The 24,743-nt window shown below is 73.9% G+C and carries 25 protein-coding genes and 1 tRNA gene; 13 read left to right on the forward strand and 13 right to left on the reverse strand.

Features of this window, described 5'->3' with window-relative positions; translation table 11 throughout:
- Nucleotides 1-8 precede the first annotated feature (8 nt).
- The 3 genes from Pta02_RS42160 to Pta02_RS02050 form a co-directional block, all read right to left on the reverse strand.
- Nucleotides 9-389: an FAD-binding protein gene (locus Pta02_RS42160; RefSeq protein WP_307837439.1), complete on the reverse strand. Its 381-nt coding sequence runs from the start codon at nucleotides 387-389 to the stop codon at nucleotides 9-11.
- The gene (fabG, locus tag Pta02_RS02045; protein WP_203872904.1) at nucleotides 386-1,147 is read right to left on the reverse strand and encodes a 3-oxoacyl-ACP reductase FabG; all 762 of its coding nucleotides are present in this window, start codon (nucleotides 1,145-1,147) and stop codon (nucleotides 386-388) included. Before fabG ends, Pta02_RS42160 begins: the two co-directional genes overlap by 4 nt.
- Before the next feature lie 71 nt (nucleotides 1,148-1,218).
- Complete coding sequence (locus Pta02_RS02050; protein ID WP_203872905.1) at nucleotides 1,219-1,611, reverse strand: nuclear transport factor 2 family protein; 393 nt, start codon at nucleotides 1,609-1,611, stop codon at nucleotides 1,219-1,221.
- Nucleotides 1,612-1,745: 134 nt separating this feature from the next.
- Between Pta02_RS02050 and Pta02_RS02055 the strand changes: the two genes are divergently transcribed.
- Nucleotides 1,746-2,390, forward strand: coding sequence for a DUF2238 domain-containing protein (locus Pta02_RS02055; protein WP_203872906.1), 645 nt, complete (start codon nucleotides 1,746-1,748; stop codon nucleotides 2,388-2,390).
- Nucleotides 2,391-2,396: 6 nt separating this feature from the next.
- Here Pta02_RS02055 and Pta02_RS02060 read toward each other — a convergent pair whose 3' ends face one another.
- Complete coding sequence (locus Pta02_RS02060; RefSeq protein ID WP_203872907.1) at nucleotides 2,397-2,651, reverse strand: hypothetical protein; 255 nt, start codon at nucleotides 2,649-2,651, stop codon at nucleotides 2,397-2,399.
- A gap of 148 nt (nucleotides 2,652-2,799) precedes the next feature.
- On the opposite strand from Pta02_RS02060, the gene selA reads away from it, so the two are divergent.
- From selA to Pta02_RS02075, 3 genes are all read left to right on the forward strand, one after another.
- Complete coding sequence (selA, locus tag Pta02_RS02065) at nucleotides 2,800-4,128, forward strand: L-seryl-tRNA(Sec) selenium transferase (RefSeq protein ID WP_203872908.1); 1,329 nt, start codon at nucleotides 2,800-2,802, stop codon at nucleotides 4,126-4,128.
- Complete coding sequence (locus Pta02_RS02070; RefSeq protein ID WP_203872909.1) at nucleotides 4,119-5,906, forward strand: SelB domain-containing protein; 1,788 nt, start codon at nucleotides 4,119-4,121, stop codon at nucleotides 5,904-5,906. Before selA ends, Pta02_RS02070 begins: the two co-directional genes overlap by 10 nt.
- A 62-nt stretch (nucleotides 5,907-5,968) precedes the next feature.
- Nucleotides 5,969-6,064: transfer RNA gene (locus Pta02_RS02075), tRNA-Sec, on the forward strand.
- Nucleotides 6,065-6,080: 16 nt separating this feature from the next.
- On the opposite strand, the gene Pta02_RS02080 is transcribed toward Pta02_RS02075, so the two are convergent.
- The 8 genes from Pta02_RS02080 to Pta02_RS02115 all read right to left on the reverse strand — a co-directional run bounded on the left by Pta02_RS02080 (nucleotide 6,081) and on the right by Pta02_RS02115 (nucleotide 10,635).
- Nucleotides 6,081-7,202 carry a TolB-like translocation protein gene (locus tag Pta02_RS02080; RefSeq protein ID WP_203872910.1) on the reverse strand — a complete coding sequence of 374 codons (1,122 nt, stop codon included), beginning with the start codon at nucleotides 7,200-7,202 and terminating at the stop codon, nucleotides 6,081-6,083.
- Nucleotides 7,203-7,231: 29 nt separating this feature from the next.
- Entirely contained in the window at nucleotides 7,232-7,753 is a 522-nt protein-coding gene (locus Pta02_RS02085; protein ID WP_203872911.1) for a SigE family RNA polymerase sigma factor, read from the reverse strand.
- Nucleotides 7,754-7,835: 82 nt separating this feature from the next.
- A complete protein-coding gene (locus Pta02_RS02090; protein WP_203872912.1) occupies nucleotides 7,836-8,219 on the reverse strand; it encodes a MauE/DoxX family redox-associated membrane protein in 384 nt (127 codons plus the stop codon).
- Nucleotides 8,216-8,761: a hypothetical protein gene (locus Pta02_RS02095; RefSeq protein WP_203872913.1), complete on the reverse strand. Its 546-nt coding sequence runs from the start codon at nucleotides 8,759-8,761 to the stop codon at nucleotides 8,216-8,218. The genes Pta02_RS02090 and Pta02_RS02095 overlap by 4 nt, the downstream gene beginning before the upstream one ends.
- Before the next feature lie 18 nt (nucleotides 8,762-8,779).
- Nucleotides 8,780-8,923 (reverse strand): hypothetical protein, encoded by a 144-nt coding sequence (locus tag Pta02_RS02100; RefSeq protein WP_203872914.1) that lies wholly within the window; start codon nucleotides 8,921-8,923, stop codon nucleotides 8,780-8,782.
- A 3-nt stretch (nucleotides 8,924-8,926) separates the two neighbouring features.
- Complete coding sequence (locus tag Pta02_RS02105; RefSeq protein WP_203872915.1) at nucleotides 8,927-9,418, reverse strand: twin-arginine translocation signal domain-containing protein; 492 nt, start codon at nucleotides 9,416-9,418, stop codon at nucleotides 8,927-8,929.
- Nucleotides 9,415-9,906 carry a peroxiredoxin family protein gene (locus tag Pta02_RS02110; RefSeq protein WP_203872916.1) on the reverse strand — a complete coding sequence of 164 codons (492 nt, stop codon included), beginning with the start codon at nucleotides 9,904-9,906 and terminating at the stop codon, nucleotides 9,415-9,417. The genes Pta02_RS02105 and Pta02_RS02110 overlap by 4 nt, the downstream gene beginning before the upstream one ends.
- Nucleotides 9,907-9,909: 3 nt before the next feature.
- The gene (locus Pta02_RS02115; protein ID WP_203872917.1) at nucleotides 9,910-10,635 is read right to left on the reverse strand and encodes a hypothetical protein; all 726 of its coding nucleotides are present in this window, start codon (nucleotides 10,633-10,635) and stop codon (nucleotides 9,910-9,912) included.
- Between the two features lie 399 nt (nucleotides 10,636-11,034).
- On the opposite strand from Pta02_RS02115, the gene selD reads away from it, so the two are divergent.
- On the forward strand, nucleotides 11,035-12,021 hold the full coding sequence (gene selD / locus Pta02_RS02120; protein WP_203872918.1) for a selenide, water dikinase SelD: 987 nt from the start codon (nucleotides 11,035-11,037) through the stop codon (nucleotides 12,019-12,021).
- A gap of 96 nt (nucleotides 12,022-12,117) precedes the next feature.
- Here selD and Pta02_RS02125 read toward each other — a convergent pair whose 3' ends face one another.
- Nucleotides 12,118-16,329: a DUF4132 domain-containing protein gene (locus Pta02_RS02125; RefSeq protein ID WP_203872919.1), complete on the reverse strand. Its 4,212-nt coding sequence runs from the start codon at nucleotides 16,327-16,329 to the stop codon at nucleotides 12,118-12,120.
- A gap of 193 nt (nucleotides 16,330-16,522) precedes the next feature.
- Here Pta02_RS02125 and Pta02_RS02130 point away from each other — a divergent pair, with 193 nt between their 5' ends.
- The 8 genes from Pta02_RS02130 to Pta02_RS02165 all read left to right on the forward strand — a co-directional run bounded on the left by Pta02_RS02130 (nucleotide 16,523) and on the right by Pta02_RS02165 (nucleotide 24,735).
- Nucleotides 16,523-17,425, forward strand: coding sequence for an ABC transporter ATP-binding protein (locus tag Pta02_RS02130; protein ID WP_203872920.1), 903 nt, complete (start codon nucleotides 16,523-16,525; stop codon nucleotides 17,423-17,425).
- 12 nt (nucleotides 17,426-17,437) lie between these two features.
- Complete coding sequence (locus tag Pta02_RS02135) at nucleotides 17,438-18,133, forward strand: ABC transporter permease (RefSeq protein WP_239129329.1); 696 nt, start codon at nucleotides 17,438-17,440, stop codon at nucleotides 18,131-18,133.
- A gap of 3 nt (nucleotides 18,134-18,136) precedes the next feature.
- The gene (locus tag Pta02_RS02140) at nucleotides 18,137-19,312 is read left to right on the forward strand and encodes a sensor histidine kinase (RefSeq protein WP_203872921.1); all 1,176 of its coding nucleotides are present in this window, start codon (nucleotides 18,137-18,139) and stop codon (nucleotides 19,310-19,312) included.
- Nucleotide 19,313: 1 nt separating this feature from the next.
- The gene (locus Pta02_RS02145; RefSeq protein WP_203872974.1) at nucleotides 19,314-19,955 is read left to right on the forward strand and encodes a response regulator; all 642 of its coding nucleotides are present in this window, start codon (nucleotides 19,314-19,316) and stop codon (nucleotides 19,953-19,955) included.
- Between the two features lie 141 nt (nucleotides 19,956-20,096).
- The gene (gene nhaA, locus Pta02_RS02150; protein WP_203872922.1) at nucleotides 20,097-21,416 is read left to right on the forward strand and encodes a Na+/H+ antiporter NhaA; all 1,320 of its coding nucleotides are present in this window, start codon (nucleotides 20,097-20,099) and stop codon (nucleotides 21,414-21,416) included.
- A gap of 117 nt (nucleotides 21,417-21,533) precedes the next feature.
- On the forward strand, nucleotides 21,534-22,190 hold the full coding sequence (locus Pta02_RS02155) for a TetR/AcrR family transcriptional regulator (RefSeq protein WP_239129331.1): 657 nt from the start codon (nucleotides 21,534-21,536) through the stop codon (nucleotides 22,188-22,190).
- Entirely contained in the window at nucleotides 22,187-23,092 is a 906-nt protein-coding gene (locus Pta02_RS02160; RefSeq protein WP_203872924.1) for an ABC transporter ATP-binding protein, read from the forward strand. The genes Pta02_RS02155 and Pta02_RS02160 overlap by 4 nt, the downstream gene beginning before the upstream one ends.
- Nucleotides 23,089-24,735, forward strand: coding sequence for an ABC transporter permease (locus tag Pta02_RS02165; protein ID WP_203872925.1), 1,647 nt, complete (start codon nucleotides 23,089-23,091; stop codon nucleotides 24,733-24,735). The genes Pta02_RS02160 and Pta02_RS02165 overlap by 4 nt, the downstream gene beginning before the upstream one ends.
- Nucleotides 24,736-24,743: the final 8 nt, after the last annotated feature.

The raw sequence follows: 24,743 nt of genomic DNA on the forward strand, positions 1-24,743 counted from the left end.
GTGCGGGGTCACCGGGCCGCGGCGTGTCGCGCGGCGCGATAACCGAAGACGACGGCGGGGCCGACGGTCGAGCCGGGGCCCGGATAGGTGCGGCCCATGACCGAGGCGGTGGTGTTGCCCGCGGCGTACAGGCCGGGGACGGCGGTGCCGTCCTCGCGCAGCACGCGGGCGTGCTCGTCGTCGGGGGGCGTCCGCGACGGCGCCGTCGATGACGGCCCGGTGCACCGCGTCCGCAGCGAACGCGCCGCCGCGTCCGGACCCGGGTATCCCAGCTCGCGGGCGACGGCGAGGACGTGCGCCCGCGCGCACGTGCTCCTTTCGCGCCCGGCCCGTCGCGCCCGGCCCGTCGTGACCGGGCGCGGGAGGGGGCGATGCGGGGCCGCGGTCAGGCGCGCGGGCCTCCGGCCACGTAGATGACCTGGCCGGAGACGAACCCGGCGCCCTCGCTGACGAAGAACGACACGGTGTGTGCGACGTCCTCGGGACGGCCGGTCCGCTGCACCGGGATCTGGCCGGCGGCGGCCTTCTTGAAGTCCTCGAACGGCACGCCCAGGCGCTCGGCGGTGGCGGCGGTCATCTCGGTCTCGATGAAGCCGGGGGCGATGGCGTTGACGGTGACGCCGAACTTGCCCAGTTCCAGGGCGAGGGTCTTGGTGAAGCCCTGCAGGCCCGCCTTGGCGGCGGCGTAGTTGGCCTGGCCGCGGTTGCCCAGCGCCGAGGTGCTGGACAGGTTGACGATCCGGCCCCAGCGGGCCTCGGTCATGAACTTCTGGACGGCCCGGCTCATCAGGAACGCCCCGCGCAGGTGCACCCCCATGACCGCGTCCCAGTCGTCGGTGCTCATCTTGAACAGCAGGTTGTCGCGGATGATGCCGGCGTTGTTGACCAGTACGGCCGGCGCGCCGAGCTCGCCGGTCACGCGCGCCACCGCCTCGGTCACGGACCGCTCGTCGGAGACGTCCGCGCCGACGGCCAGCGCCCGCCCGCCCGCGGAGACGATCTCCTCGACGACCGGCGCGCAGGCGTCGGCGTCCAGGTCGAGGACGGCCACGGCGAAGCCGTCGCGGGCCAGCCGCCTGGCGGTCGCGGCGCCGATGCCCCGCGCCGCGCCGGTGACGACGGCGGTACGGGAGTCCTGCTGGGTCATGGAACCTCCTGGTGTGCCGGGGGGACGAAGCAACGATCGCACGCAGGAGGGCCGGCCGGGACCGGCTCGGCTCACCGGCCGGTCAGGGCCTCGTGCCAGCGCGCCGTGTCGGTGTACTGGTGCAGCCAGGAGATCCGGCCGTCGGTGACCCGCCACAGGTGGACGAACTCGGCCTCGTAGGCGCGTCCGCTGGCCCGCGCCGTGCCGCGGTATGTCCCGGTGACGACGGTCGTGCCGTCGGTGGTCTCGTGCCTGCTCTCGGCGTACGGGGCCGTGTCGTACTCGGCGAAGATCGCGCCCCAGACGCGGGTGAGCGCCTCACGCGGCCCGTGGAACACGCCGCCGGCGCCGCACGGCAGGCCGGGCGCGGTGCGCGCCTCGAACTCCGGGTGGAGCAGGGCCAGGATCCCGGCACCGTCACCCTGCCGGGCGGCGGTGTAGAACCTGTCGATGACGTCCGGCATACCGGCCTCCAAAGCGGATCCAGGTTCTGGAATCAGGATTCTAGCCAGCCGTCCCCCCGCCGCAGGCGGTGGTGCGTGATGATCGGCTCGCGGTGCCGTACCGTACCGTCATCCGACGTCCGGGAGGTTGAGCGATGACCCGTGCGTCTGCCGTACGGCGGCTGCCCGTGGTGCTGGCCGTGCTGGTGCTCCTCGCCTTGGTGGTCTCGGGGCTGCGGCCGTACGACCGGTTCACCTGGGTGCTCGAGGTCTTCTGGGTGCTCGCCGGGCTGCCGCTGCTGGCGGTGCTCTGGCGGCGCTTCCCGCTGACCTCGCTGACGTGCTGCCTGCTGGCCCTGCACGCGCTGGTGCTGATCGTCGGCGGGCACCACACCTACGCCCGGGTCCCTCTGGGCCACTGGCTGCAGGACGTGCTGGAGCTGTCGCGCAACCCCTATGACCGCATCGGCCATCTGTTCCAGGGCTTCGTGCCCGCCATCCTGATGCGCGAGGTGCTGGTGCGGACCTCGCCGCTGCGCGGCAGCGCCTGGCTGGCGCCGCTGACGGTCTGCGTGTGCCTGGCCTTCAGCGCGTTCTTCGAGATGCTGGAGTGGTGGTCGGCGCTGGCCGCGGGAGAGGCCGCCGACGCCTTCCTGGCCGTGCAGGGCGACCAGTGGGACACCCAGTGGGACATGGCCTGCGCCCTCATCGGCGCGATCACCTCACTGCTGGTGTTCAGCCGCCTGCACGATCGCCAGCTCGCCCGCCTCCGGGCGCCCGCTCCCACCGGCTCGGCCTGATCACGGTCAGGCGGTGGGGAAGGGGCCGGCGTACTCGGTGTAGTCGGAGACGCCGTCGCCGTTGAGGTCGACGCGGACCTCGTCGGCGTAGCCGTCGCCGTTGTGGTCGAGGTAGACCACGTCGGTGACGCCGTCGCCGTCGGTGTCGTAGCGCTCCTCGTCGGCCACGTGGTCGCCGTCGGTGTCGATGAGCTGGGCGTCGGTGCCGCCGTCGCCGTCGTAGTCGACGTAGTCGGTGGTGGTGAAGGCGAAGTCGCTCATCTGGGTGGTGCCTTTCTCATCGTGTCGGTTCGTCAGATAAGAGGGGCCGCGGGCGGGGTTTGTTACAGCGGCCCCCGAGATTTTTTCCGGCCCTCCCCGGGGCGGCCGAGATCCGCGATCCGGTGGGAAAACTCCGATAATTGATCACATGACCGACATACGGCGGCTCATCCCGCGCACGGACGCGGTCCTGGCGGATCCGGATTTCACCGCGCCGCTCACGAAACTCGGGCGTGCGCGGGTGAAGGCGGCCGTCAACGAGGCGCAGCGGCTGGCCCGCGAGGGGGTGATCGCCCCCGGGGACGTGCCGGCGACGGCCCTGGCCGCACTGTCCTGGGCGGGCCCGCGCAGGGTCGTCAACGCCACCGGGGTCCTGCTGCACACGAACCTGGGCCGGGCTCCGCTGCCCGCCGCGGCGGTCGAGGCGCTGGCGGTCGCCGCGGGCGCCACCGACGTCGAACTCGACCTGGCCACCGGCCGCAGAGGGCGGCGCGGGCGTACGGCGCTGGCGGCGCTGGCGGCCGCGGTGCCCGCGGCCGGGGGCGTCCACCTGGTCAACAACAACGCCGCGGCGCTGGTCCTGGCCGCCACCGCGTTCGCCGGGGGCAGGGAGATCGTCATCAGCCGGGGGGAGATGGTCGAGATAGGCGACGGCTTCCGCCTGCCCGACCTCCTGGTCTCAACCGGCGCGCGGCTGCGCGAGGTGGGCACGACCAACCGCACGAGCGTGGACGACTACGCCGCGGCCATCGGCCCGGACACCGGTTTCGTGCTGAAGGTGCACCCGTCCAACTACCGGATCGAGGGCTTCACCGGCACGCCCGGCATCGCGGAGCTCGCCGGCGTCTGCCGGGAGGCGGGCCTGCCGCTGGTGGCCGACGCCGGTTCCGGCCTGCTGCGCCCGGAACCCCTGCTGCCGGGCGAACCCGACGCGGCGACCTGGCTGAAGGAGGGCGCCGACCTGGTGACCGCGAGCGGGGACAAGCTCCTCGGCGGCCCGCAGTGCGGCCTGATCCTGGGGCGGGCGGACCTGGTCGAACGGCTGCGCCGGCACCCGCTGGCCCGGGCGCTGCGGGTGGACAAGCTCACCCTCGCCGCGCTGGAGGCCACGCTCGCCGCCCTCGCGGCCTCCACCGCCACCTCCGCTACAGGGGGCCATCCCGTCACCGACGCCCTGCACGCCGATCCCGTACGCCTGCGGCGGCGGGCGCGGGCGCTGGCGGCCCGGCTCACGGACGCCGGAATCCCCGCGCACGCCGTGGACAGCGAGGCCACGGCCGGCGGCGGGAGCGCCCCCGGGGTCACGCTGGCCAGTGCGGCCGTCGCACTCGACGCGGCGCTGGCGGGGCCGCTGCGCGAGGGCGACCCGGCCGTGCTCGGCCGGGTCGAGCACGGCCGGTGCCTGCTGGACCTGAGAACCGTGGCCGAGCCGGGCGACGACGAGCTGTTCGCCGCGGTGGTCGCCGCATGCGGGTGATCGCCACCGCGGGGCACGTGGACCACGGCAAGTCCACGCTGCTGCGGGCGCTGACCGGGATGGAGCCCGACCGGTGGGAGGAGGAGCGCCGCAGGGGACTGACCATCGACCTCGGGTTCGTGTGGACCGGTGACACGGCCTTCGTCGACGTGCCGGGCCACGAGCGGTTCATCACCAACATGCTCGCCGGCGTGGGCCCGGTCCCGGCGGTGATGCTCGTCGTCGCGGCCGACGAGGGCTGGCGCGTGCAGACACAGGAACACCTCGACATCGTCGACGCCCTCGGCATCCGTCACGGCCTGCTCGTCGTCACCCGCTGCGACCTGGCCGGCCCGGACCGCGCGCTGGCCGAGGCACGGGAGAGGCTGGCCGGCACCGGCCTCGAAGGCGTGCCGGCGACGGCGGTCAGCGCGGTCGGCGGCGAGGGGCTGCCGCGGCTGCGCGCCGCGCTGGCCGAGCTGGCCGCGGCGATGCCGGAGCCCGACCCCGGGGCCGGCACGCGGATCTGGGCCGACCGGGTGTTCACCGCCGAGGGCAGGGGGACCGTGGCCACCGCGACCCTGGGGGAGGGGGCCATCCGGGTCGGCGACACCCTCCTGGCCGACGGCGAGCCGGTCCGGGTCCGGGGGCTGCACAGCCTGCGGGCTCCGCGCGAGGCGGTCTCGGGCCCGGCGCGGGTCGCGGTCAACCTCCGCGGCGCGGCCGCCTCCGGGATCCGGCGCGGGACGGCGCTGGTCGCCCCGGACCGCTGGCTGTCCTCCACGGTGGTGGACGTGCGGTTGCGTCCCCCCGGCGGGACGTGGCGGCAGGAGGCCCGGCACCGCGGGGCCGCGCCGGATCTCCCCCCGCGGCAGGCGGTCTGGCACCTGGGGGCGGCGGCCGTACCGGCCCGGGTCAGGCGTCTGGGCGACGACACCGTCAGGATCACCCTGGCGCGGGCGCTGCCCCTGCGCATCGGCGACCGCGCGCTGCTGCGCGACCCCGGCAGCCGCCGGGTGTGGGGCGTCACCGTGCTCGACGTCCGCCCGCCCGAGCTGCGGCGGCGGGGCGCGGCCGCGGCCCGGGCGGACGAACTGCGGAGCATGGACGGTGTGCCGGACGGGGCGGCGGAACTGCGGCGGCGCGGTCTGGTACGGCGCGCCGAACTCGTCGCGATGGGCGCCGAACCACCGGAGTCCGCGACGGCGGCGGGGGACTGGCTGGCCGACCCCGGGCACTGGGACGCCCTGCGGGACCGGCTCGTGCGGGTCGTGACGGCACGGGCCGCGGAGCGTCCGCACGACCCCGGGCTGCCGGCGGAGGCCGCCCGGCGGGCGCTGGATCTGCCGGAGCGTTCCCTGGTGGACCTGCTGGCCGCCGGTACGGGGCTGTCCCGGGTACGGGGACGGCTGAGCGCGGCGGCGCCCGAACCGCCCCCGGGGGTCGCCCGCGCGCTGGAGGCGCTCACCGGAGAGCTGGAGCGGGAGCCGTTCGCGGCGCCGACGGCCGAGCGCCTGGCAGAGCTCGGACTGCGGCCCCCGGACCTGGCGGCGGCCGAGACCGCCGGCCGGCTGGTGCGGATCGCGCCGGGCGTCGTCCTGGCACCCGGTTGCGCCGATCGGGCGGTGGAGATCCTCGCGGCGCTGCCGCAGCCGTTCACCGCGGCGCAGGCCAGGCAGGCGCTGAACTCCACCCGCCGGGTGACGATCCCCCTGCTGGAACATCTCGACCGGCTGGGCCGCACCCGCCGGGCCACCGACTCCCTGCGGGAGGTGATCGGCGGGGCCGGGCGCGAGTGACCCGCCGGGCCTGAACGCACCCGGGTCCCGGCCGGAGCCCCCGCGGCACTATGGTGATCGGCGGAGGCGTGCAGGTGCCTGGTGGCCCTCCCGGTCTTCAAAACCGGTGGCGCCGAGCATCTCGGCGCGGCGGGTTCGATTCCCGTCCGCCTCCGCCACCTCCTTCCCGTGATCTCAGTGCCGGGCCTGGCCGGGCAGCACGGTCAGCGCCTCCTGCGGCAGGTCGTACAGCGGCCTCCGGGCTCCCGAGGCCGTCCACAGCTCCAGCCGGGACCCGGTCAGTACGGCGAGGCCGTCCCCGGCGGGCGCGAGCGGCGTCTGGCCCGGCTTCAGCCGCAGCCGGGCCAGCTCCCCGCCGTCGGCGCCGAACACCACGACCGCCGTGGAATCCGGCGCCGCGGCGTAGATCCGGTCCCCCCGCGTCCAGATCACCGGGCCGCCGTCCGCGGAGACCAGCGGGGTCGAGCCGCCGTCCAGCGTGATCCGCCGCCCCGACTCGCCGACGGTCAGCGTGACGCGGGTGGCCCGCTCGCCGTACCGGCTCTCCTCGAACAGCAGCGGCTCACCGGAGGCGAGCATGCCGACCGGCTCGAAGCCCCGGGCCGGGGTGAGCGCGGTGGTCCGGCCGCCGTCGTCCAGGTCCACCTCGACGTAGGCCCCCACCTCACCACCGGCATGGTGGCCGAGCACGAGCCGCCGCCCGTCGGCCGACCACGTCCACGGGCTGTAGACGGCGCCCGGCGCGCCGTCAGGCGGCGCGTCGACCGTGTGGACGGCGCCGCCGACCAGGTCGTGCAGCCGGTAGCCGGTCCCGGCCGGCAGGCCGAGCCAGCGGCCGTCGGGCGAGAGGGTCAGGTTGCCCGGCGGCGGGGCGGTCTTCTCACCCAGCAGGTACTGGCGGCCGTCGGCGGTCAGCAGGTAGGTGGGGCAGCCGTTCACGCAACCCGTGTAGACCAGCAGCCCGGCGGCGCCGGTGCCCTCGGCGGGGAGCGGGGGCGCGCTCGCCGGCGGACTGACGGCGGCCGGCCCGGCCGTGGGCCCGGCCGTCGCGGAGGCTGTGGCGGAGGCCGTCGCGCCGGTGACCGGCCCGGTCTCGCGCGAGGCCCACGGCCCGTAGCCCGCCAGCCCCACGACGCCCGCCACCGCCGCCGCGGCCAGGACGCCGCCCGCCGCCGTGCGCCCGGCCCTGCGGCGCCGGGCCGCGGCGACGGCCCGCACCGGGTCGGCGTAGTCGCGCGCCTCCCGCTCCAGCTCGCCGTACGCGGCGCGAAGCACCTCGGATTCCCTGTCCTGCATGGAACGGCTCCCCTCCTGTGGTCCGGCGTTCACGGCTGCGTCTCCCCGGCCGTCCCGAGCAGTTCCGGTGAGACCTTGCGCAGCCGGGCGAGAGCATCGTGAAGGTGCCGCTTGACCGTGCCGGGCGAGCAGTTCAGCCGCGCGGCGATCTGCTCCTGCGGGAGATCCTCGTAGAAGCGCAGATAGAGCACCGCCCTCTGCCGAGGTGACAGCACGGCCAGCGCGCGGGCGAGCATGACCCTGCGGTCGCTGTCACCCGAGCTGTCACCCGGGCCGCCGGCCGCGGCGGGCTCGGGCACCTCCGCCGCGGTGAGGAACCTCAGGCGGCGCGGCCTGCGCCAGCTCCGCAGCTGGTTGAGCATGACGGTGCGGACGTACGCCTCGGGGTTGCCTCCGGCCGAGACCCTGCGCCAGTGCCCGACCGTCCTGGTCAGCGCCTCCTGCAGCAGGTCGGCGGCGGTGTGGTGGTCGCCGGTGAGCAGGAAGGCGGTCCGCGACAGCGCGGGGCCGCGAGCGGCCACGAACTCGTGGAACCCGTCAGGATCTGTCACCGGCGCCCCTCACCTCGTGGATGTTCTCACCCGGGTAAACCGACGCGGGCGGGCGGAAGGTTGGGGTCCCGGGACGGAAACTTCACCCCGAGACGAGCAGGAGCAGCCCGGCCGCCAGCACCGCGGCCGCCTGCGCGAAGGAGGCGGCCGAGACGGGGGCCTCGGTGCCGAAGCACAGGCAGGGCGCCCGGTCCCCGGTGGCCAGCAGGAAGGCCTGCAGGCCGGTGAACACCGTGCCGAGGACTGTCCCCGCCGCTCCTGCCAGTACGGCGGGCGCCGGGGAGACGGCCAGGGCCGCGGCGAGCGCCTCCACGGCGACGACTGTGGAGGCGCCCGCCCGGGCCGCCGGGCCGTACAGCCCGTAGCGGCCCAGGGAGAGGCGGAACGCGGTGAAGCGCCGTGCCTTGCCCGCCACGGCGAGGGCGAGCAGGACGGCCAGGCCGTACCGGGCGAGGAGCGCGATCACCGCAGGACCACCAGGACGAACAGCAGGGGGACGAACGCGAGGACGAACAGGGGCTTGATCTCCGGGAGAGCGAAGTCGAAGGCCTTGTCCGCCGCCATCTTGTCCCGGGCGAGCAGGAAGGTCAGGAGCATCAGCGCCCGGCCCAGCGCGAACCCGGCGCCCGCCATGAGCGCGTCGGACCACGAGCCGAGCAGGAGCAGGCAGAGCGCCGTGATGTGCGGAAGACCGGTGGGCGAGTAGGTGCGCATACCGGTGCCCATCTCCATGCCGAACTGCACCGATCCCCAGAAGGGGGTCAGCGCCACGAACTGCGGCACCAGCCGGGCGTTCTGCAGGAGCGGGAACTTCAGCACGCCGAACTCCCGCAGGACGAACACCGCCGCCGTCAGCCCGGCCAGGATCTGGCGGGCGGACTCGGGCAGCGGGGCACGGAGCACCGAACCGACGATCATGAAAGCGAGCGCGGTCGGCAGCGCTCCGAGGAACAGGCCGGCGATGAAACCGGCCGCGTCAGAACCTCGCCGGACCGACGAGGACAGCACCCAGGCGCTGTTGAGGCTTCAAACCGAGCCGGACAGGGAGAACCCGGCCACCAGCGCGGCGGTGAGCCAGACGAAGCCGCCCGGGCCGTGCCACAGGGCGGCGATCTCGGCCACGACGACGGCCGTCAGCCCCGGGACGAGCAGGCGAGTCGCTGCGGTCATCGATCAGATCGCGGTCCGGCAGATGGACCAGCGGGAGATGTTGCCGCCGCCGCAGTCGTGGTACTCGTAGTGCCCGTCCGAGCACTTGCGCCGGGCGGTGCGGCCGGTCCAGCGCCAGGCGTTCCTGCCGTCGCAGGCGGTGGGCTTCGGGCGATAGCGGAAGTTGTAGCAGGTGCCCGAGCCGCCCTGGTCCTTGTGCCAGCTGCCCGAGCAGTTCCCGCTGAACAGGGAGTTGCCGGGCACGCAGACGGTGCTGGAGTCGAAGAAGCCGCGGCAGTCTCCCATCCCCCACTGGGTCAGGGCGGCGGCGGCCTTCGGCTTGGACCACGGCAGCAGGTCCAGGGCCCCCAGACCGGCGGCGACGGTGACGCCGGCGACGGTGCCCAGGAGCCTGCGGCGGCTCAGGCGGCCGGGCTCCCTCGGCGCGACCCGGCTGGGCTCGGCGTTCTCCGGCATCGTGTCGGCGCTGGGTATGCGGCTGAGGATGTCTGTCACAGAGAGCTTTCCTTCCTGGCGGCGGCGCGTTCGACGAGGGCGGCCACGGCCTCCCCCGAACCCGCGGGAGTGGTGAAGACGATCACGCCGTGCTCGTCGACGACCAGCAGGGCGGGCGTGTAGGGCACGTTGATCGAGTTCCAGACCTTCGCGTCGGTGATGACCCGGACGTTCTCCGGCAACGCCTTGTCGAAGGCGGGGTCGTCGGAGACGACGGTGAAGCCCACGTCGCCGGGCAGCTGCGGGGCCAGCCTGGCGATGTTCTCCACGACGTCGTCGCAGACGGGACAGCGGCGATTGATCTTGGCCACGAGGGTGGTGGCGCCCGGGCGCCGGATGGACAGGCTCTCCTGCGGCAGCTGCACCCCCACGCCGTTGTAGGTGGCCAGCTCCAGCTCCTTGACCCGGCGCAACAGCCCGGCCCCGGCGGCCGCGAGCAGGGCCACCAGCACGAAGAGGATGACGAGCGCGGCGGTGGTCGGCTCCACCCCTCACGCTCCCCAGCGGGCGCTCTTGACCCGGGACAGGAAGTCGGCCGCGACTCCCAATGCGTCGCCCTCCTCCTGGGCCGATCGGGCCTGCGGCGCCTGGCCCTGCCGACCCTTGCGCGGGACGGCCCACGGGTCGAGCGTGACCACCGCGCTCTCGGTGGCCAGCATCAGCGATTCGTACTTCGGGCCCTCGGAGCTGCTCATCCGCCAGATCTCTCCGGCCTGGGTGGACAGCCCCCGCCAGCCCGGCACCGGGGTTGAGGTCATGCTCTTCGGCTCGACCTGCAGGGTGCCCACCCCCGCCACGGGCAGGAAGTACTGCATCAGCTGGAGGTTGAAGCGCCGCCCGGGGGAGGCGGTCAGCCCCTCGGGCGTGTCGGTCCACTGGACCCGGGAGAGGACCTGCAGGACGTCGTCGGCCTCCCACTGCGGCGCGTAGAACATGCCGTGCGCCATGTTCCACGGTCCCATCCAGGTGGCCCACCTGGCGTCGGGGATGTCGCCGCAGTCGTAGATGACGACCTCGCCGCCGTTGTAGGCGAAGCGCTCCCGCTCCGTGCCGCGGATCGAGTTGATCCCGGCGCCCAGCGAGCTCTTGGGCGCCAGCTCCAGGGCCCAGACGTCGGCGGTGTTGCCCCGGGCGCCGTATCGCGGGGTATAGCGGATGTGCCCGGTCCAGGAATGCAGTTCCTCGGCGGACACTCCGTCCAGATCGAGTGCGACCAAAGAATTGTCTATCGCGCGGACGGTTGATGTTTGTACCATTCCGGTCGCCTTTCGTCTCACGGCGGGAAATGATGGTGAGAGAAGCGACGCAGAGATGAACGCCGGACATGCCGAGCAGCACAGAATGGCATGCTCAAAAGACTCCCCGTCGACCCCCGCCCCTGTTCGCGCCCCCTCGAAGATCCTCCCCATGGTTGATCGTGGGAGCGCGCACACGCAAGAGGGGAATCGGGAAATCGCAACTTCCGAATGAGGGAAAGCGGATTCCGTGAAATCGGGACGGATATGACCGGGGCAGGCGGCCGTCGCTTAATGCGATCGGCCGGTCACAGCACTTGATCATGTCGTTCCGATGGCGAAGAATGCCATTCCCGCGCACTCGGGAAAAGGGGGACGACGATGCGGCTTACGCAGTACGCCCAGGGGGGCGGTTGCGCCTGCAAGATCCCGCCCGGCGAGCTGGAGGAGGTGCTCACGGGGCTGGGCGCCCCGCTGCCGGAGCGGGGCGAGGGCGAGCTCCTGGTGGGCCTGGAGACGGGCGACGACGCGGCCGTGGTCCGGATCGAGGGCGGCACGGCCGTGGTGGCCACCGCCGACTTCTTCACGCCCGTGGTGGACGACCCCTACGACTGGGGGCGGATCGCGGCGGCCAACGCGCTGTCCGACGTGTACGCGATGGGCGGGCGGCCGCTGATCGGGGTCAACCTGCTCTGCTGGCCGCGGGACGTCCTGCCCTACGAGATCGCCCGGCAGGTGCTGAGCGGCGGCGCGGCGATCGCGGCCGAGGCCGGATGCCACCTGGCGGGCGGGCACACCGTCGACGACGGCGAGCCCAAGTACGGCATGGCGGTGACCGGGATCGCCGACCCGAACCGGCTGCTGCGCAACGACCGGGGGGAGGCCGGCCTGCCGCTGACGCTGACCGAGCCGCTCGGCCTGGGGGTGCTCAACAACCGGCACAAGGCGACGGGAGAGGTGTTCAAGGAGGCCGTCGAGGTGATGGCCCGGCTGAACGCCGAGACGAGCCGGGCCGCCGTGGCGGCGGGCGTGCGGTGCGCCACCGACGTCACCGGGTTCGGGCTGCTCGGCCACCTGTACAAGCTGGCGCGGGCGTCCGGGGTGTCGGCGGTGATCGACACGGCGGCGGTGCCGTACCTCGCCGGAGCCCGGGAGGCCGTGCGCGACGGGTACGTGCCGGGGGGAACGCGGCGCAACCTCGACTGGGTCGCGCCGCACACGGACTTCGGCCGGGCGGATGAGGAGACCCGCCTGCTGCTCGCCGACGCGCAGACCTCCGGCGGGTTGCTGCTCGCCGGGGAGATCCCGGGCGCGCCGGTGATCGGGGAACTCGTCCCGCGGGGGGAGAAGGTGCTCCTCCTGCGCTGAGCGGCGCCGGTCGCGGCGGATCCGGCCCCGCGCCCCCGGGGGTTCCCGGCCCCGCGCCGCGGGGAGTCCACCGCCCGTCGCGCGTCCCGGCCCGGTTCACTCGCCGGGGAGGGTGTGCAGGTCGTAGACCAGCTCGGAGAAGGCCACCGGGGACAGCTCCCCGAACGTGCCGGCGCCCCGCAGACCGATCCCCCGGACGGTCTGCGGCTCGACCGAGTCGACGGTGTCGGAGGCGTGCCATCCCGGATCGGTGTACAGCACCGCCCGCACGCGCGGTCCGATCGGCTTGGCCATCTGCACGGACGCGTCGTACCAGCGGACCCAGCCCCGGGACTCCAGGCCGCGCAGTGCCGGGTACGGGACCTTCCGGCCGTGCAGGCGCGCGATCGGGTCGCCGCCGCGCTCTTCCTCGTCCGGGGTGTACGTCGCCCGCCCGAGCTGCGGGAAGGGCTGCAGGATCTCGTAGTCGGCGAAGATCTCCGACCACGCCGGCAGCGCGCCCCCGGGGAACTCCAGCGGGTGCAGGATCCCCACCGACGACCGCTCCGGCAGTGTGAACAGCTCGTCGCCGGCGTCGGCCAGGGTCGAGTCCTCCGCGACGCGGAAGGTCGCCCGCAGTTCCCCGCCGTCGAAGGCGCCCCACACCAGGCGGCGGGCGAGGTGGGTCATCCACGGGTGCCGGGCGAAGCGGTCGGTGAAGACGCCGGCCGGGATCCGCCGGCCGGCGCACATGGCCCGCTCCATCCGCGCGAGATGCAGCGACGCCGAGGAGCGGGCGTCCTTGCGCAGCGCCGTCAGCTTCGCCTTCGCCGCCTTCGCGAGCGCCTTGTCGTCCGTACGGCCCGGCCGGGGCAGCTCCGCCAGCACGGCACCGGTCTCCTCGCGCAGGACCGGCATGAGGGTGTGGTCGAAGACCACCCGGAAGGACCGCGATCCGGTGTCGAGGACGTCCGCGCCGTCCTCGTCGAGGCCCAGGGAGGGGACCAGCCGGTCGGCGAGCTCGTCGGCGCTCAGGCCCCGCGCGTACGCGACGGCGTGGATGCGTTCCTTCGCCGCGGCCTTGAACGCCGGGAACCGCGACTTCTCGGCGAGCAGGTCGAGGTGGACCAGGGCGGCGTCGGTGCCGATGTTGCGCAACGCGTCCAGGGCCGCCTGGGCCCGCGCGCCGGCGCCTTCGCCCGGCCACCTGCGGGCCAGGGCGGTCAGCTTGCGCGCGCATTCGTCGTCTCCCAGGAACCCGACCGCCTGCATGCACCAGGCGGCCTTGGGCGGGGCGCCGTCCGCCAGCCACGCCTGCAACAGCGCCCACACCAGCGCCGCCCGGGAGGCGGGCGTGTAGCGGGCCCGCGCGGCCAGGACGCCGGGGTGCACCTCGTCCGCGTTGGAGAAGGCGAGCCGGACCAGCAGCTCCGTCACCTCGCCGGACGGCACGGCGCTCCCGTCGGCCGCCACGAGCGGCGGGAGGCCCCGCGCCGCGGCGAAGGCCGGCAGGACCGGCCGCTTCGCCTTCGGGGCGGCCAGCGGGTCCTCCTCCAGCAGCCGGACGATCTCCTCCGCGACGCCCATCGCCCCGGCGAACTCCAGGATCACCGGGCGGTGTCCCTGCGCGTCGAGGTACCTCAGGACCCGCGACGCCTCGCCGCCCTCCTGACCGCCGGCCCGGAGCGCCAGCGCCCCGGCCGCCGCGTGCCGGGGATGGCGCAGGATCCACGAACGGGCGAGCACCTTGTGCTTCCTGCCGGCGAAGGCGCGCGACACCGCCGGGACGATCGACACGTCCCCGAACGGCTGCGCCGCCTCCAGAGCGGTCTCCGGCGACTGCGGGTGCTCCAGCGCGGCGAGCAGCACCGGCAGGTGGGACACGCCGTGCCGGTGGAGCACCAGGGGCAGGGCCCGGAGGCTCCAGCGGTCGTCGTCGCCGAAACCGAGCGCCATCAGCCGGTCGTGCAGCCGCCGCGGCGCCAGCACGAGGTCCGGGACGGTGGTCGGGATCGCCCACTTCTCGCGGTGCGCGACGAAGGCGTCGAGCTGCTCTTCGTCGCATCGCGTCAAGGGCACGCCGTCCCAGGTGACGGCTTCCTCGTGGACGCCCTGGCTCTGCGCGTGTTCGGCTTCCTCCTCCCGCCAGACGGCCTCCGGCCCGATCGGGTGACACACCGCGTCCGCCCGCAGGATGCGCGGATGCCTGGCGGGCGGCGGCGTGTACCCGGCCGGTTCCGTGACGAGGTCGACGGCCGGATCCTCCTGGTCGTACGGCGCCGCGGGCGGTTCCGGAGACAGTGCGCACTCCCGCTCGACGAGGGCCGCCAGCCGGGCGTCGCGCTTGCGCTCCGCCAGGCGCAGCACCCGGTCCCGGTCGATGCGGGCCGCGAGCACCAGCCCGGCCGTACCCCAGGTGAGGCTCCTCCCGCCGGCCTCGCGCTGCCGGTACAGCGCCTCCAGGGCGTCGTCGTGGTCGAGGTGCGCGAGCAGCCGGCACCACACCCCGTTGTAGAAGGGGTCGTCGTCGAAGGGATCGGCGGGCTTCATGCGGGCCAGGACGGGCGCCGCCCCGCTGCCCGCCGCCTCCAGCAGCGAGGCGAGGTAGACGCGCGGGAAGGGCGCGAAGAACTCGTGCCCGACCTTCCCGCCCGCCTTGCGGTAGCGCTCCAGGGTGGCCAGGTCCCCCGCGGCGAGGCCGCACGCGTGCACCGGGGAGTTGCCGAAGTCTCCGACGTACTTCAGCGCCCGGTCGTGCGCCCGCCGCTCCTCCTCGCCGGACTGCGGACCGAGCGGAAGCATGAACGTGGTGGCCCATCGGAGATCGGCCCGCCGGCGATCGTGGCCGGAGGCGTGCTCCGCCTCCGACTCGCAGGTCTGCAGGATCACCGTGCGGGCCTCGGCGTAGGCGGCGTCGCCGGCCGTCGCCAGCAGCTCGCGGAGCCGGCCGAACGGTCCGACGTCGACATAGGGCAGCTCGTCGTCCAGCCCGACGAGGCACCGCCGGGCCGCCTCGGCCAGCCCGGCAGAGGCCACCAGGAAGTCGGCCAGGCGCTCGTGGATCCGCTCTCTGTAGAACGCGACGAACGTGCTGTACTGCTGGAGCGTGAGTGAGACGAGGGCGGCGTCCTGGGCGAGCGTGCCGGTGCGGGGCCCGGGGTCGAGGATGCGTTCTCCCAGACGGCGGCGGTCCGCGTCGTGGGAGGCGGCCAGCTCCCAGATGCCGGACCTCTTGCCCCGGTGTTCCATCCAGGCCAGGTCGGCCGCCCACAGTGCGCGCCGCAGCGCCGCCCACGCCTCCTCGACGGCCGGCACCGGCCGGACCGCGGTCGCGATGCCGCCGCGGCGCGGGTACAGCATCGCGCGCAGTTGCGGGGTCACGTACACCCCGTCGCGCACCTCCGGCGGCGGGGCGGTGCTCGCGGGCTTCGCGGTGCCCGGGGCGGCCAGCCGCAGGACGAACCCCTCGGAACCGCAGACCAGCATCGCCTCGCCGTACCGCGCGCAGTGCCAGAAGGTGTCGGCGGAGACGTACTGGTCGAGCCGGGTGAAGCTGCGGCCGTCGTCGCGCGAGACCAGGATCAGCCCCTGCGCGCCGACCACGACGACCCGCCCGTCGGAGAAGCAGTCCACGGCGGTGAGCATCAGCTCGGTGGGGACGCGCACCCGCTCGAACCGCGCACCGCCGTCGGCCGAGCGGTAGACCGCCCCGCCCTCGCCGATCACCAGCAACGTCCCGGCCGGTGTGACCGTCGCGTGGTTGAACTCGGCTCCCGGGGCGACCTCCAGCCGCCTGATCCGGTGCGACGCCCGGCCGCGGGCCGATGATTCCACCGCGCAGACGGAGAGGCGGCCGTCGCCGGGGACGAGGATTCCCAGCGGGCTGCCGGTGACCTTTCCCGTGCAGGCGGCGTCCACCGGACGGAAGGTCAGCCCGTCCGTCGAGACGGCGAGGTACCCGTCGTCCCCGGAGACCCACACGTTGCCCGCGTCGTCCTCGGCCAGCGCCCACAGGTGGACCGCCGTCCCGGCGTCGACGCGCTGCCAGGTCCGTCCCCGATCGGTGGACCGGCCGAGGAAGCCCCGGTGGCCGCACACCCACAGGTCGTCCTCCCGCAGCATGACCCCGGACAGGGACCCACCCGGCATCGCGAACGGGCCCCTGCCCGCCCGGAACGCGAGGCCGTCGTCCGACAGCAGGAACCGCGGAGCGTACTGCCCGCCCACGGCGGCCACCGTGTCACCGTGCACCGACATGCGGATGACGTGATCGTCGGACGCGGGACGGATCATGGTGACGACGAGGTCGTCATTGAGGATCGAAGGCATATGTCCTGACTTATCCGGAGACCTGGCGGCGATAGGCCACGCAAGCTAACAGAAAGTCCCGACAAGGGGCGCAGAACGCCGGAAGTCCCCGGCGCCATCAACCGTTCGGTGGATTCTCCGGTCATCACTATCCGCGGCCGAGTATGGCCGGCAGGTCGATTCGCCCCGGGCGCAGGCAGAAGAAGCTTGAGCCATGGCAGTCATCGAAGTCACAGACCTCCGCAAGAGCTACGCGGACCTGAACGTCCTGGACGGGGTGTCGTTCTCCGTGGAGGAGGGCGAGATCTTCGGCATCCTCGGGCCCAACGGCACCGGCAAGACCACCACGGTGGAGTGCGTGGAGGGCCTGCGCCGGCCCGACGGCGGGTCGATCAGGGTCCTCGGGCTCGACCCGGTCAAGGACGCGCGCAAGGTGCGCGAGCTGATCGGGGTGCAGCTCCAGCAGACCCGGCTGCCGGAGGCCATCAAGGTGTGGGAGGCCCTGGACCTGTACGCCTCCTTCTATGACAACCCGCGCGACTGGCGGGAGCTGCTGGAGGAGTGGGGGCTGGCCGACAAGCGCGACGCCCGCTTCGGCAAGCTGTCCGGCGGCCAGCAGCAGCGGCTGTTCATCGCGCTGGCGCTGGTCGGCAACCCGAAGGTGGCCTTCCTGGACGAGCTGACCACGGGCCTGGACCCGCAGGCCCGCCGTACCACCTGGGAACTGGTCAAGCGGGTCCGGGCGAGCGGCGTGACGGTGGTGCTGGTCAGCCACTTCATGGACGAGGTGGAGGAGCTGTGCGACCGCGTGGCCGTCTTCAACCGCGGCAGGGTCGTGGCGGTCGACACCCCGGCCGGGCTGGTCGGCGGCGAGCACCGGATGCGGTTCACGCTGATGGCCGGGGACACGGGCGGCATGGACGGCCTGGAGGACCTGCCCGAGGTGGTCGAGGTGGCCCGGGAGGGGAACCGGGTGGTCGTCACCGGCCGGGGCGACTTCGCCACGGCGGTCACCGCGCACCTGGCCCGCCACCACGTCCTGGTCGGTGACCTCCGCATCGACAAGCGCACCCTGGACGACGCCTTCGCCGCCCTGACCGGCCGGTCCTTCGAGTAAAGGAATCTGATCATGATGAAGCTCGCCGTCGTCGAGGCCAAGCTGCTGACCCGGGAGCCCGGGGCGCTGTTCTCACTGCTCATCCCGCTGTTCATCCTGGTGGTGTTCGGAAGCTCGATCGAGCCGGGCGACACCGTGCTGCTGCCGATGGCGCTGGCCATCGCCGTGGGGATGGTGGGCCTGTACCTGCTGCCCACCACCCTGGCCGCCTACCGCGAGCGGGGCATCCTGCGCAGGCTGTCCGCCACGCCGGTACGGCCGGGGAACCTGCTGGTGGTGCAACTGATCCTGCAGCTCGTCCTCGCGGTGACCGCCTGCGGGCTGCTGCTGGCCGTCGCGGGCACCGTCCTCGGCGCCACCCTGCCCACCGGAGTGCCGAGCGCCGTGCTGGTCTTCCTCCTCGGTACGGCGAGCATGTTCGCGATCGGCCTGCTCATCGCGGCGCTGGCGCCCAACGGCCGGGCCGCCAACGGGATCGGGGTCCTGCTGTACTTCCCGATGGCCTACCTCGCCGGGCTCATGCAGCCCAAGGATCAGATGCCCGCTATGGTGGCCCGCATCGGGGAGTACACCCCTCTGGGCGCTTTCGGGCAGAGCATGCGGGAGGTCTGGGCGGGCGGTGCCCCCAGCCCCCTGCTGCTGGGGGTGCTGGCCGCCTACGCTCTGGTCGTCAGCATCGCGGCGGCCACGTTCTTCCGCTGGGAGTGACGGATGACCGGCCGGCTCGACCGATGGGAACGGCTGCTGGAGCGCCAGATGGCGGCCGCGCCGTACGTCCTGCTGGTGATCTCCACGGTGCTCTCCCTGCTGACCGGCGCGGACCTCTGGATCACGCTCGGCCTCACCGCCCTCGCGGCCGCCTGGATGCGGCTGGTGCCGCGGGGCGCGGCCGGCGGCACGGTCTACGTGACCGGGCTGGTGGTCCTGATCGGCGCACTCTGCACGCAGGGAGTGTGGTTCGCGAGCTTCTTCGGCTTCACCGGCTTCCTCCACTCCTGGCAGTACCTGAAGGGGAAGTGGCGGCTGGCCGGGGTGGGCGCCACGGCGGCGATCAGCGTCGTGGCCTACAGCGGGGGCCTGCCCGAACCCACCCCGTCCGCGATCTTCACCTACCTGTTCTTCACCGCCGCCATCGTCGCGGGAGTGAGCCTGTTCAGCTTCGTCGGCGAGGTCACCGCCGAGCGGAGCGACGAGCGCCGGCGCATGGTGGCGCGGCTCGAAGAGACCATGCGGGAGAACGCCGGACTCCAGGCCCAGCTGCTGGTCCAGGCCCGCGAGGCGGGCGTGACGGACGAGCGGCAGCGGATGGCGGCGGAGATCCACGACACCCTCGCCCAGGGCCTGACCGGCATCGTCACCCAGCTCCAGGCGGCCAAGCAGGCCGAGGACTGGCGGCGCCACGTGGACAACGCGATAGGGCTGGCGCGGGAGAGCCTCGCCGAGGCCCGGCGCTCGGTGCACGCGGTGGGCCCCGGCCAGTTGGAGGCGGCGCCGCTGCCCGAGGCGCTGCAGGACGTCGTGGCCCGGTGGGGGGAGCTCAACGGGGTGCGTGCGGATTTCACCGTCACTGGTACGGTCCGTCCCATGCATCCGGAGGTCGAGGAGACGTTGCTGCGCACGGCGCAGGAGGCCCTGGCCAACGCCGCCAAGCACGCCGGCGCCTCCCGGGTCGGACTGACCCTGTCGTACATGGAGGACGTGGTCACCCTGGACGTCCGCGACGACGGCGCCGGGTTCGACCCGGAGCGCGTCCGCGAGGCCGGGGGGTTCGGCTTGACCGCGATGCGCAGGCGGGTGAGCCGGCTGGCGGGCACCCTGGAGATCGAGTCCGAGCCGGGCACGGGCACCGCGATCTCCGCGAGCGTCCCGGCGGTGGCCCGTGGCTGAGATGTACGGCACCCCGATCCGGTTGCTGATCGCCGACGACCACCCCATCGTCCGCGACGGCATCCGCGGCATGTTCACCGGCGATGCGGACTTCGAGGTCCTCGGCGAGGCCTCCGACGGCGCACGGGCCGTCGAGCTGGCGCGGACGCTGAACCCGGATGTGATCCTCATGGACCTGCGCATGCCCGGGACGGACGGCGTCGCGGCCATCAAGGAACTCGCCCGGCTGGGCGTCGCGGCCCGCGTGCTGGTGCTGACCACCTACGACACCGACCGGGACGTCCTGCCCGCCATCGAGGCCGGGGCCACCGGATACCTGCTGAAGGACACCGGCCGCGACGAACTCGTCCGTGCCGTCCGTACGGCGGCGCGCGGCGAGGCCGTGCTCTCCCCGTCGGTCGCCACCCGCCTGCTCGGGCAGGTCCGCACCCCCGCCGACCCGCTGAGCGCCCGGGAGCTGGAGATCCTCCACCTCATCGCCGACGGCGCCACCAACCGCGAGGTCGCCGTCCGCCTGTTCATCAGCGAGGCCACGGTCAAGAGCCACGTGCTGCACATCTACGCCAAGCTCGGCGTCAACGACCGCGCGGCCGCCGTCGCCGTCGCCTTCCGCCGCGGCCTGCTCACCGTGGACAACGGCTGACCAGCACCGGGTCGTCACGTGTGCGGGAGTGTCAGATAAGGTGAATAGTGGTGTGCCGGGAAGTCTGGTCGGCGGTGTCTGATTCCTGCCGGGAAACCCGGTAAGGGACGTCCGATCCGCCCTTGGAGACCCGGAGCGCCCATGACCACTCCCACTCCGCCGCGCCCGCCCGCCCTGCTGGGCCGGGGCTCGTGGGCCGAGGCCCGCCGCATCGCCGACATCCTGCGCAAGGAGACCGTCGGCGGAGCCCTGCTGCTGGCCGGTGCGGTGGCGGCGATGATCTGGGCCAACTCCCCGTGGGCCGGCGCCTACGAGGCGCTGCGCGCCGTCCGCTTCGGGCCCGAGGCGCTGCACCTGAACCTCTCCCTGGCCACCTGGGCCGCGGACGGGCTGCTGGCGATCTTCTTCTTCGTGGCCGGGCTGGAGCTCAAGCGGGAGTTCGTCGCCGGTGACCTGCGCGACGTACGGCGGGCCGCGGTCCCGATCGCGGCCGCGCTCGGCGGGGTGATCGTCCCGGCCCTGCTGTACCTGCTCATCACCCGGGGCGCGCAGGGCGCGGGCAAGGGCTGGGCGATCCCCACCGCCACCGACATCGCCTTCGCCCTGGCGGTGCTGGCGGTGGTCGGCCGCTTCCTGCCGACGGCGCTGCGCACCTTCCTGCTCACCCTGGCCGTGGTCGACGACCTGGTGGCCATCGTCATCATCGCGCTGTTCTACACCGACCATCTGGCGCCGCTCCCGCTGCTGGCGGCGCTGGTGCCGCTGGCGGCCTTCACGGTCCTGGTCCAGCGCCGGGTGCGGTCGTGGTGGCTGCTGCTGCCGCTGGCCGTCGCGGTCTGGGCGCTGGTGCACGCCTCGGGCGTGCACGCCACCGTCGCCGGCGTGCTGATGGGCTTCGCCGTCCCGGTGCTGCGCAGCGAGAAGGCCGGCGGCCCGGAGGCCGGGCCCGGCCTGGCCGAGCACTTCGAGCACCGCTTCCGCCCGCTGTCGGCCGGGGTGGCCGTGCCGGTGTTCGCGTTCCTGTCGGCCGGGGTGTCCCTGGGCGGTCTCGACGGCCTGGCCGGCGCCTTCGGCGACCCGATCGTCGTGGGGGTGGTGGTGGGTCTGGTCGTGGGCAAGCCGGTCGGGATCCTGGCCGCGACCTGGCTGACGGCCCGCTTCACCCACGCCGACCTGGACGAGGACCTGGCCTGGATCGACCTGGTCGGGCTGTCGGTGCTGGCGGGGATCGGGTTCACCGTCTCCCTGCTGATCGGCGAGCTGGCCTTCGGCGCCGGCCGCGACGAGTACGTCAAGGTGGCGGTGCTGTCCGGTTCGGTGATCGCGGCGCTGCTGGCGACGGTGATCCTGCGCCTGCGCGACCGCGCCTACCGCCGCATCCACGAGATCGAGACCGCCGACCTCGACCACGACGGCGTACCGGACGTCTATGAGAGGGACCGATCCGGCGAGGCCGGATAGCCCGTAGCCGGATCCTCGCAGGGCCGGGTTCCGGCTTCCCCGCCCAAGGGACTGTTCAAGCGTACAGTCAGGTGTACGCTTGAACAGTAAGCTGTACGGACGAACAGGGATGTGACGGTGACGACGCCAGTGGATCCGGAGGACCTCACCGCTCGGGCGCGCATCAGGGACGCGGCCATCCTGCACTTCGGGGAGCGCGGATACGAGGGGGCGACCCTGCGCGGGATCGCCGAGACCGCCGGGGTCTCGCTCGGTCTCGTGCGTCATCACTTCGGGTCCAAGCAGGGCCTGCGCGAGGCGTGCGACGAATACCTGTTCACCATGATCCGCCGGGTCAACGACCAGACCAGGGCGGGCATGGCCTCCGGCGCCCTGGGCTCCGTGATCACCGCCCGGGGCGCGTTGAGGTCCTACCAGCGCTACATGGCGCGAACCCTGGCCGAGGGTTCGGCGGCCGCCCTGTTCGACGAGCTCGCCCGGCTGAGCGAGGAGTGGCTGGCCGAGGCCGACAAGGACCGTCCCGATCCGCCCCGGGTCGAGGCCAGGGCCCGCGCGGCCGTCGGCACGGCGATGGCCCTGTCCGTCGGGATCCTGCACGAGCACATCTCCCGGGCGATGGGCGTCGACGTGTTCAGCCCGGAAGGCGACCGCCTGCTCGCCCGCGCGCTGATCGACATCTACTCACATCCCGTACTCGGCCGCGAGGACGCGGAGCGGATCCTGGCGGCCCTCGACGAGGCCGAGTCCACACCCCCTCAAGGAGGGTCACCATGACCGATGCCATAGCGGTGTCCGGTCTGGTCAAGACGTTCGGCGCCACCCGCGCGCTGGACGGTCTGGACCTCACGGTCGGCACCGGTGAGGTGCACGGTTTCCTGGGGCCGAACGGCGCCGGGAAGACGACCACGATCCGGGTCCTGCTGGGCCTGCTGCGAGCCGATGCCGGGCGGGTGCGGCTGCTGGGCGGCGACCCGTGGAGCGAGGCCGTACGGCTGCACCGCAGGCTGGCCTACGTGCCGGGCGATGTGAGCCTGTGGCCCAACCTGACCGGCGGCGAGGCCGTCGACCTGCTCGGCGACCTGCGCGGGGGGCTGGACGGGGCCCGCCGTGCGGAGCTGCTGGAGCGGTTCCGGCTCGATCCGGCCAAGCGCTGCCGTACCTACTCCAAGGGCAACAGGCAGAAGGTGGCGCTGGTGGCCGCGTTCGCCTCCGACGTGGAGCTGTTCATCCTGGACGAGCCCACCTCCGGCCTGGACCCGCTGATGGAGGCGGCCTTCCAGGAGACCGTCCGCGAGGTGAGCGCCCGCGGCGCGACCGTGCTGCTGTCCAGCCACATCTTCTCCGAGGTGGAGGCGCTCTGTTCCCGGGTCAGCATCATCCGCGACGGGGTGACCGTCGAGTCCGGCACCCTGGCCCGGCTCCGGCACCTGACCAGGACCTCGGTCACCGTGGAGGCGGCCGGGCCGATCACCGGGCTGGCCGGCCTGCCCGGCGTCCACGACCTGCTGGAGGAGGGCACGCGGGCCCGGTTCGACGTGGACTCCGAGCGGCTGCCCGAGGTCCTGCGCCACCTGGCGGGCTTCGAGGTCCGCTCGCTGACCAGCCGTCCGCCGACGCTGGAGGAGCTGTTCATGCGCCACTACGGTGACGCGGTCATGGAGGAGGCGTCCCGATGAGCGACGCGAGCGGTCCGATGAGCGCGTACGCGGGCACCGGGCGGCTGGTCCGGCTGGCCCTGCGGCGTGACCGCGTCCGGCTGCCGGTCTGGATCGCCGGCGCGGTCGTGCTGGCGGCGGCCGGGGCCGCGGCCGTGGCCGGCGAGTTCCCCGACGAGGCGGGGCGGGTCGCCGCGCTGCGGGGGGTCGGAGGCAACCCCGCCGTCCTGGTGATGCGCGGCACGCCGGTCGGCACCGATCTAGGCGCCCTGGTCAACTTCCGCAACCTCCTGTCCCTGCTGGTTCTGGCCGCGCTCATGAGCACCTTCGCGATGGTCCGGCACACCCGGCAGAACGAGGAGACGGGCCGGGCCGAGATGATCGGCGCGGGGTCCGTGGGCCGGCACGCCGGGCTCACCGCCGCCCTCGTCGTGGTCGCGGGCGCCGACGTGCTGCTCGGGGCCGCGCTGACCGCCGCGCTGCTGGGCGCGGGCATGCCGCTCGACGGATCGCTCGCGTTCGGCGCCGCGTGCGCCGCCACCGGGCTGGCGTTCGCCGGGGTGGCCGCGGTCGCCGCCCAGCTGTTCCAGAGCTCCCGCGCCGCCAACGCGGCCGCCGCGACCGCGGTCGGCGTGGACTTCCTGGTCCGCGGTGTCGGCGACGCCCTCGGCGAGCGGGCCGCGGACGGCATCCGGGTGACCGGCGCGTGGCCGTCGTGGTCCTCGCCCATCGGCTGGGGCACGCACGTGCGCCCGTTCGGCGAGGAGGCCTGGTGGGTGCTCGCCCTGCCGGTGGCGCTGCTGGCCGCGTGCACGGCCGCCGCCTTCGCCCTGGTCGACCGCCGGGACTTCGGCGCGGGCCTGATCCCCGACCGGCCGGGACCGGCGTCCGGCTCGCGCGCGCTGCTCAGCCCGCTCGGGCTGGCCTGGCGGCTGAACCGGGGGGCGACCCTCGGCTGGGTGATCGGCTGCGGGCTGGCCGGCGCGGGGATCGGCACGCTCGGCCCGGCCGTCGACGAGGCGGCCATCGGGAACACGGGGGTCGCCGACCTCCTGGACCAGCTCGCCGGGGGAGGCGGCGCCACCCTCGTGGACACGCTGTACGCGGCGATGATGAACGTCTTCGGCGTGCTGGCCGCCGGCTTCGTCGTCCAGGCGCTGCTGCGGCTGCGTTCGGAGGAGGCCGGCGGGCACGCCGAGGCGGTGCTGGCCACCGCGGTGGGCCGGGTCCGGTGGGTGCTCGCCCACCTGGTCTGTACGGCGGGCGGCGCGGCGGCGCTGCTGGTGGCGGCGGGAGCGGGCATGGGCCTGACGGACGCCGCGGCCGGCGGAGACACCGGGGTGGGCCCGCTGGTCGGCGCAGGCCTGGCGCAGCTGCCCGCCGCGCTGGCCCTGGCCGGTTTCGTCGTGCTGGTCTACGGCGTCCTGCCGAGGCTGGCGGTCCCGCTGGCGTGGGCCGGGCTCGTGGTGAGCATCGCCTTCGGGCTGCTCGGGGACGTCTTCGGGCTGCCCCGGGCGGTGCGGGACCTGTCGCCGTTCAGCCACGTGCCCGCGCTCCCGGCGGCCGAGATGACCGCCGGGCCGCTCGTGGCCCTGGCGGCGGTGGCGACGGCGCTGGCGGTGGCCGGGCTGGCGTCGTTCCGCCGCAGGGATCTGTCGCCGTGACCGGGAGG

The sequence above is a fragment of the Paraplanobispora takensis genome, from assembly GCF_016863195.1.
GTDB classification, from domain to species: Bacteria; Actinomycetota; Actinomycetes; order Streptosporangiales; family Streptosporangiaceae; genus Planobispora; species Planobispora takensis.

Coding starts and splice junctions, on each gene's coding strand:
- fabG (WP_203872904.1), bottom strand. CDS start 1,147: ATGACCCAGCAGGACTCCCGTACCGCCGTCGTCACCGGCGCGGCGCGG.
- Pta02_RS02050 (WP_203872905.1), bottom strand. CDS start 1,611: ATGCCGGACGTCATCGACAGGTTCTACACCGCCGCCCGGCAGGGTGAC.
- Pta02_RS02055 (WP_203872906.1), top strand. CDS start 1,746: ATGACCCGTGCGTCTGCCGTACGGCGGCTGCCCGTGGTGCTGGCCGTG.
- Pta02_RS02060 (WP_203872907.1), bottom strand. CDS start 2,651: ATGAGCGACTTCGCCTTCACCACCACCGACTACGTCGACTACGACGGC.
- selA (WP_203872908.1), top strand. CDS start 2,800: ATGACCGACATACGGCGGCTCATCCCGCGCACGGACGCGGTCCTGGCG.
- Pta02_RS02070 (WP_203872909.1), top strand. CDS start 4,119: ATGCGGGTGATCGCCACCGCGGGGCACGTGGACCACGGCAAGTCCACG.
- Pta02_RS02080 (WP_203872910.1), bottom strand. CDS start 7,202: ATGCAGGACAGGGAATCCGAGGTGCTTCGCGCCGCGTACGGCGAGCTG.
- Pta02_RS02100 (WP_203872914.1), bottom strand. CDS start 8,923: ATGACCGCAGCGACTCGCCTGCTCGTCCCGGGGCTGACGGCCGTCGTC.
- selD (WP_203872918.1), top strand. CDS start 11,035: ATGCGGCTTACGCAGTACGCCCAGGGGGGCGGTTGCGCCTGCAAGATC.
- Pta02_RS02125 (WP_203872919.1), bottom strand. CDS start 16,329: ATGCCTTCGATCCTCAATGACGACCTCGTCGTCACCATGATCCGTCCC.
- Pta02_RS02130 (WP_203872920.1), top strand. CDS start 16,523: ATGGCAGTCATCGAAGTCACAGACCTCCGCAAGAGCTACGCGGACCTG.
- Pta02_RS02135 (WP_239129329.1), top strand. CDS start 17,438: ATGATGAAGCTCGCCGTCGTCGAGGCCAAGCTGCTGACCCGGGAGCCC.
- Pta02_RS02140 (WP_203872921.1), top strand. CDS start 18,137: ATGACCGGCCGGCTCGACCGATGGGAACGGCTGCTGGAGCGCCAGATG.
- Pta02_RS02145 (WP_203872974.1), top strand. CDS start 19,314: ATGTACGGCACCCCGATCCGGTTGCTGATCGCCGACGACCACCCCATC.
- nhaA (WP_203872922.1), top strand. CDS start 20,097: ATGACCACTCCCACTCCGCCGCGCCCGCCCGCCCTGCTGGGCCGGGGC.
- Pta02_RS02160 (WP_203872924.1), top strand. CDS start 22,187: ATGACCGATGCCATAGCGGTGTCCGGTCTGGTCAAGACGTTCGGCGCC.
- Pta02_RS02165 (WP_203872925.1), top strand. CDS start 23,089: ATGAGCGACGCGAGCGGTCCGATGAGCGCGTACGCGGGCACCGGGCGG.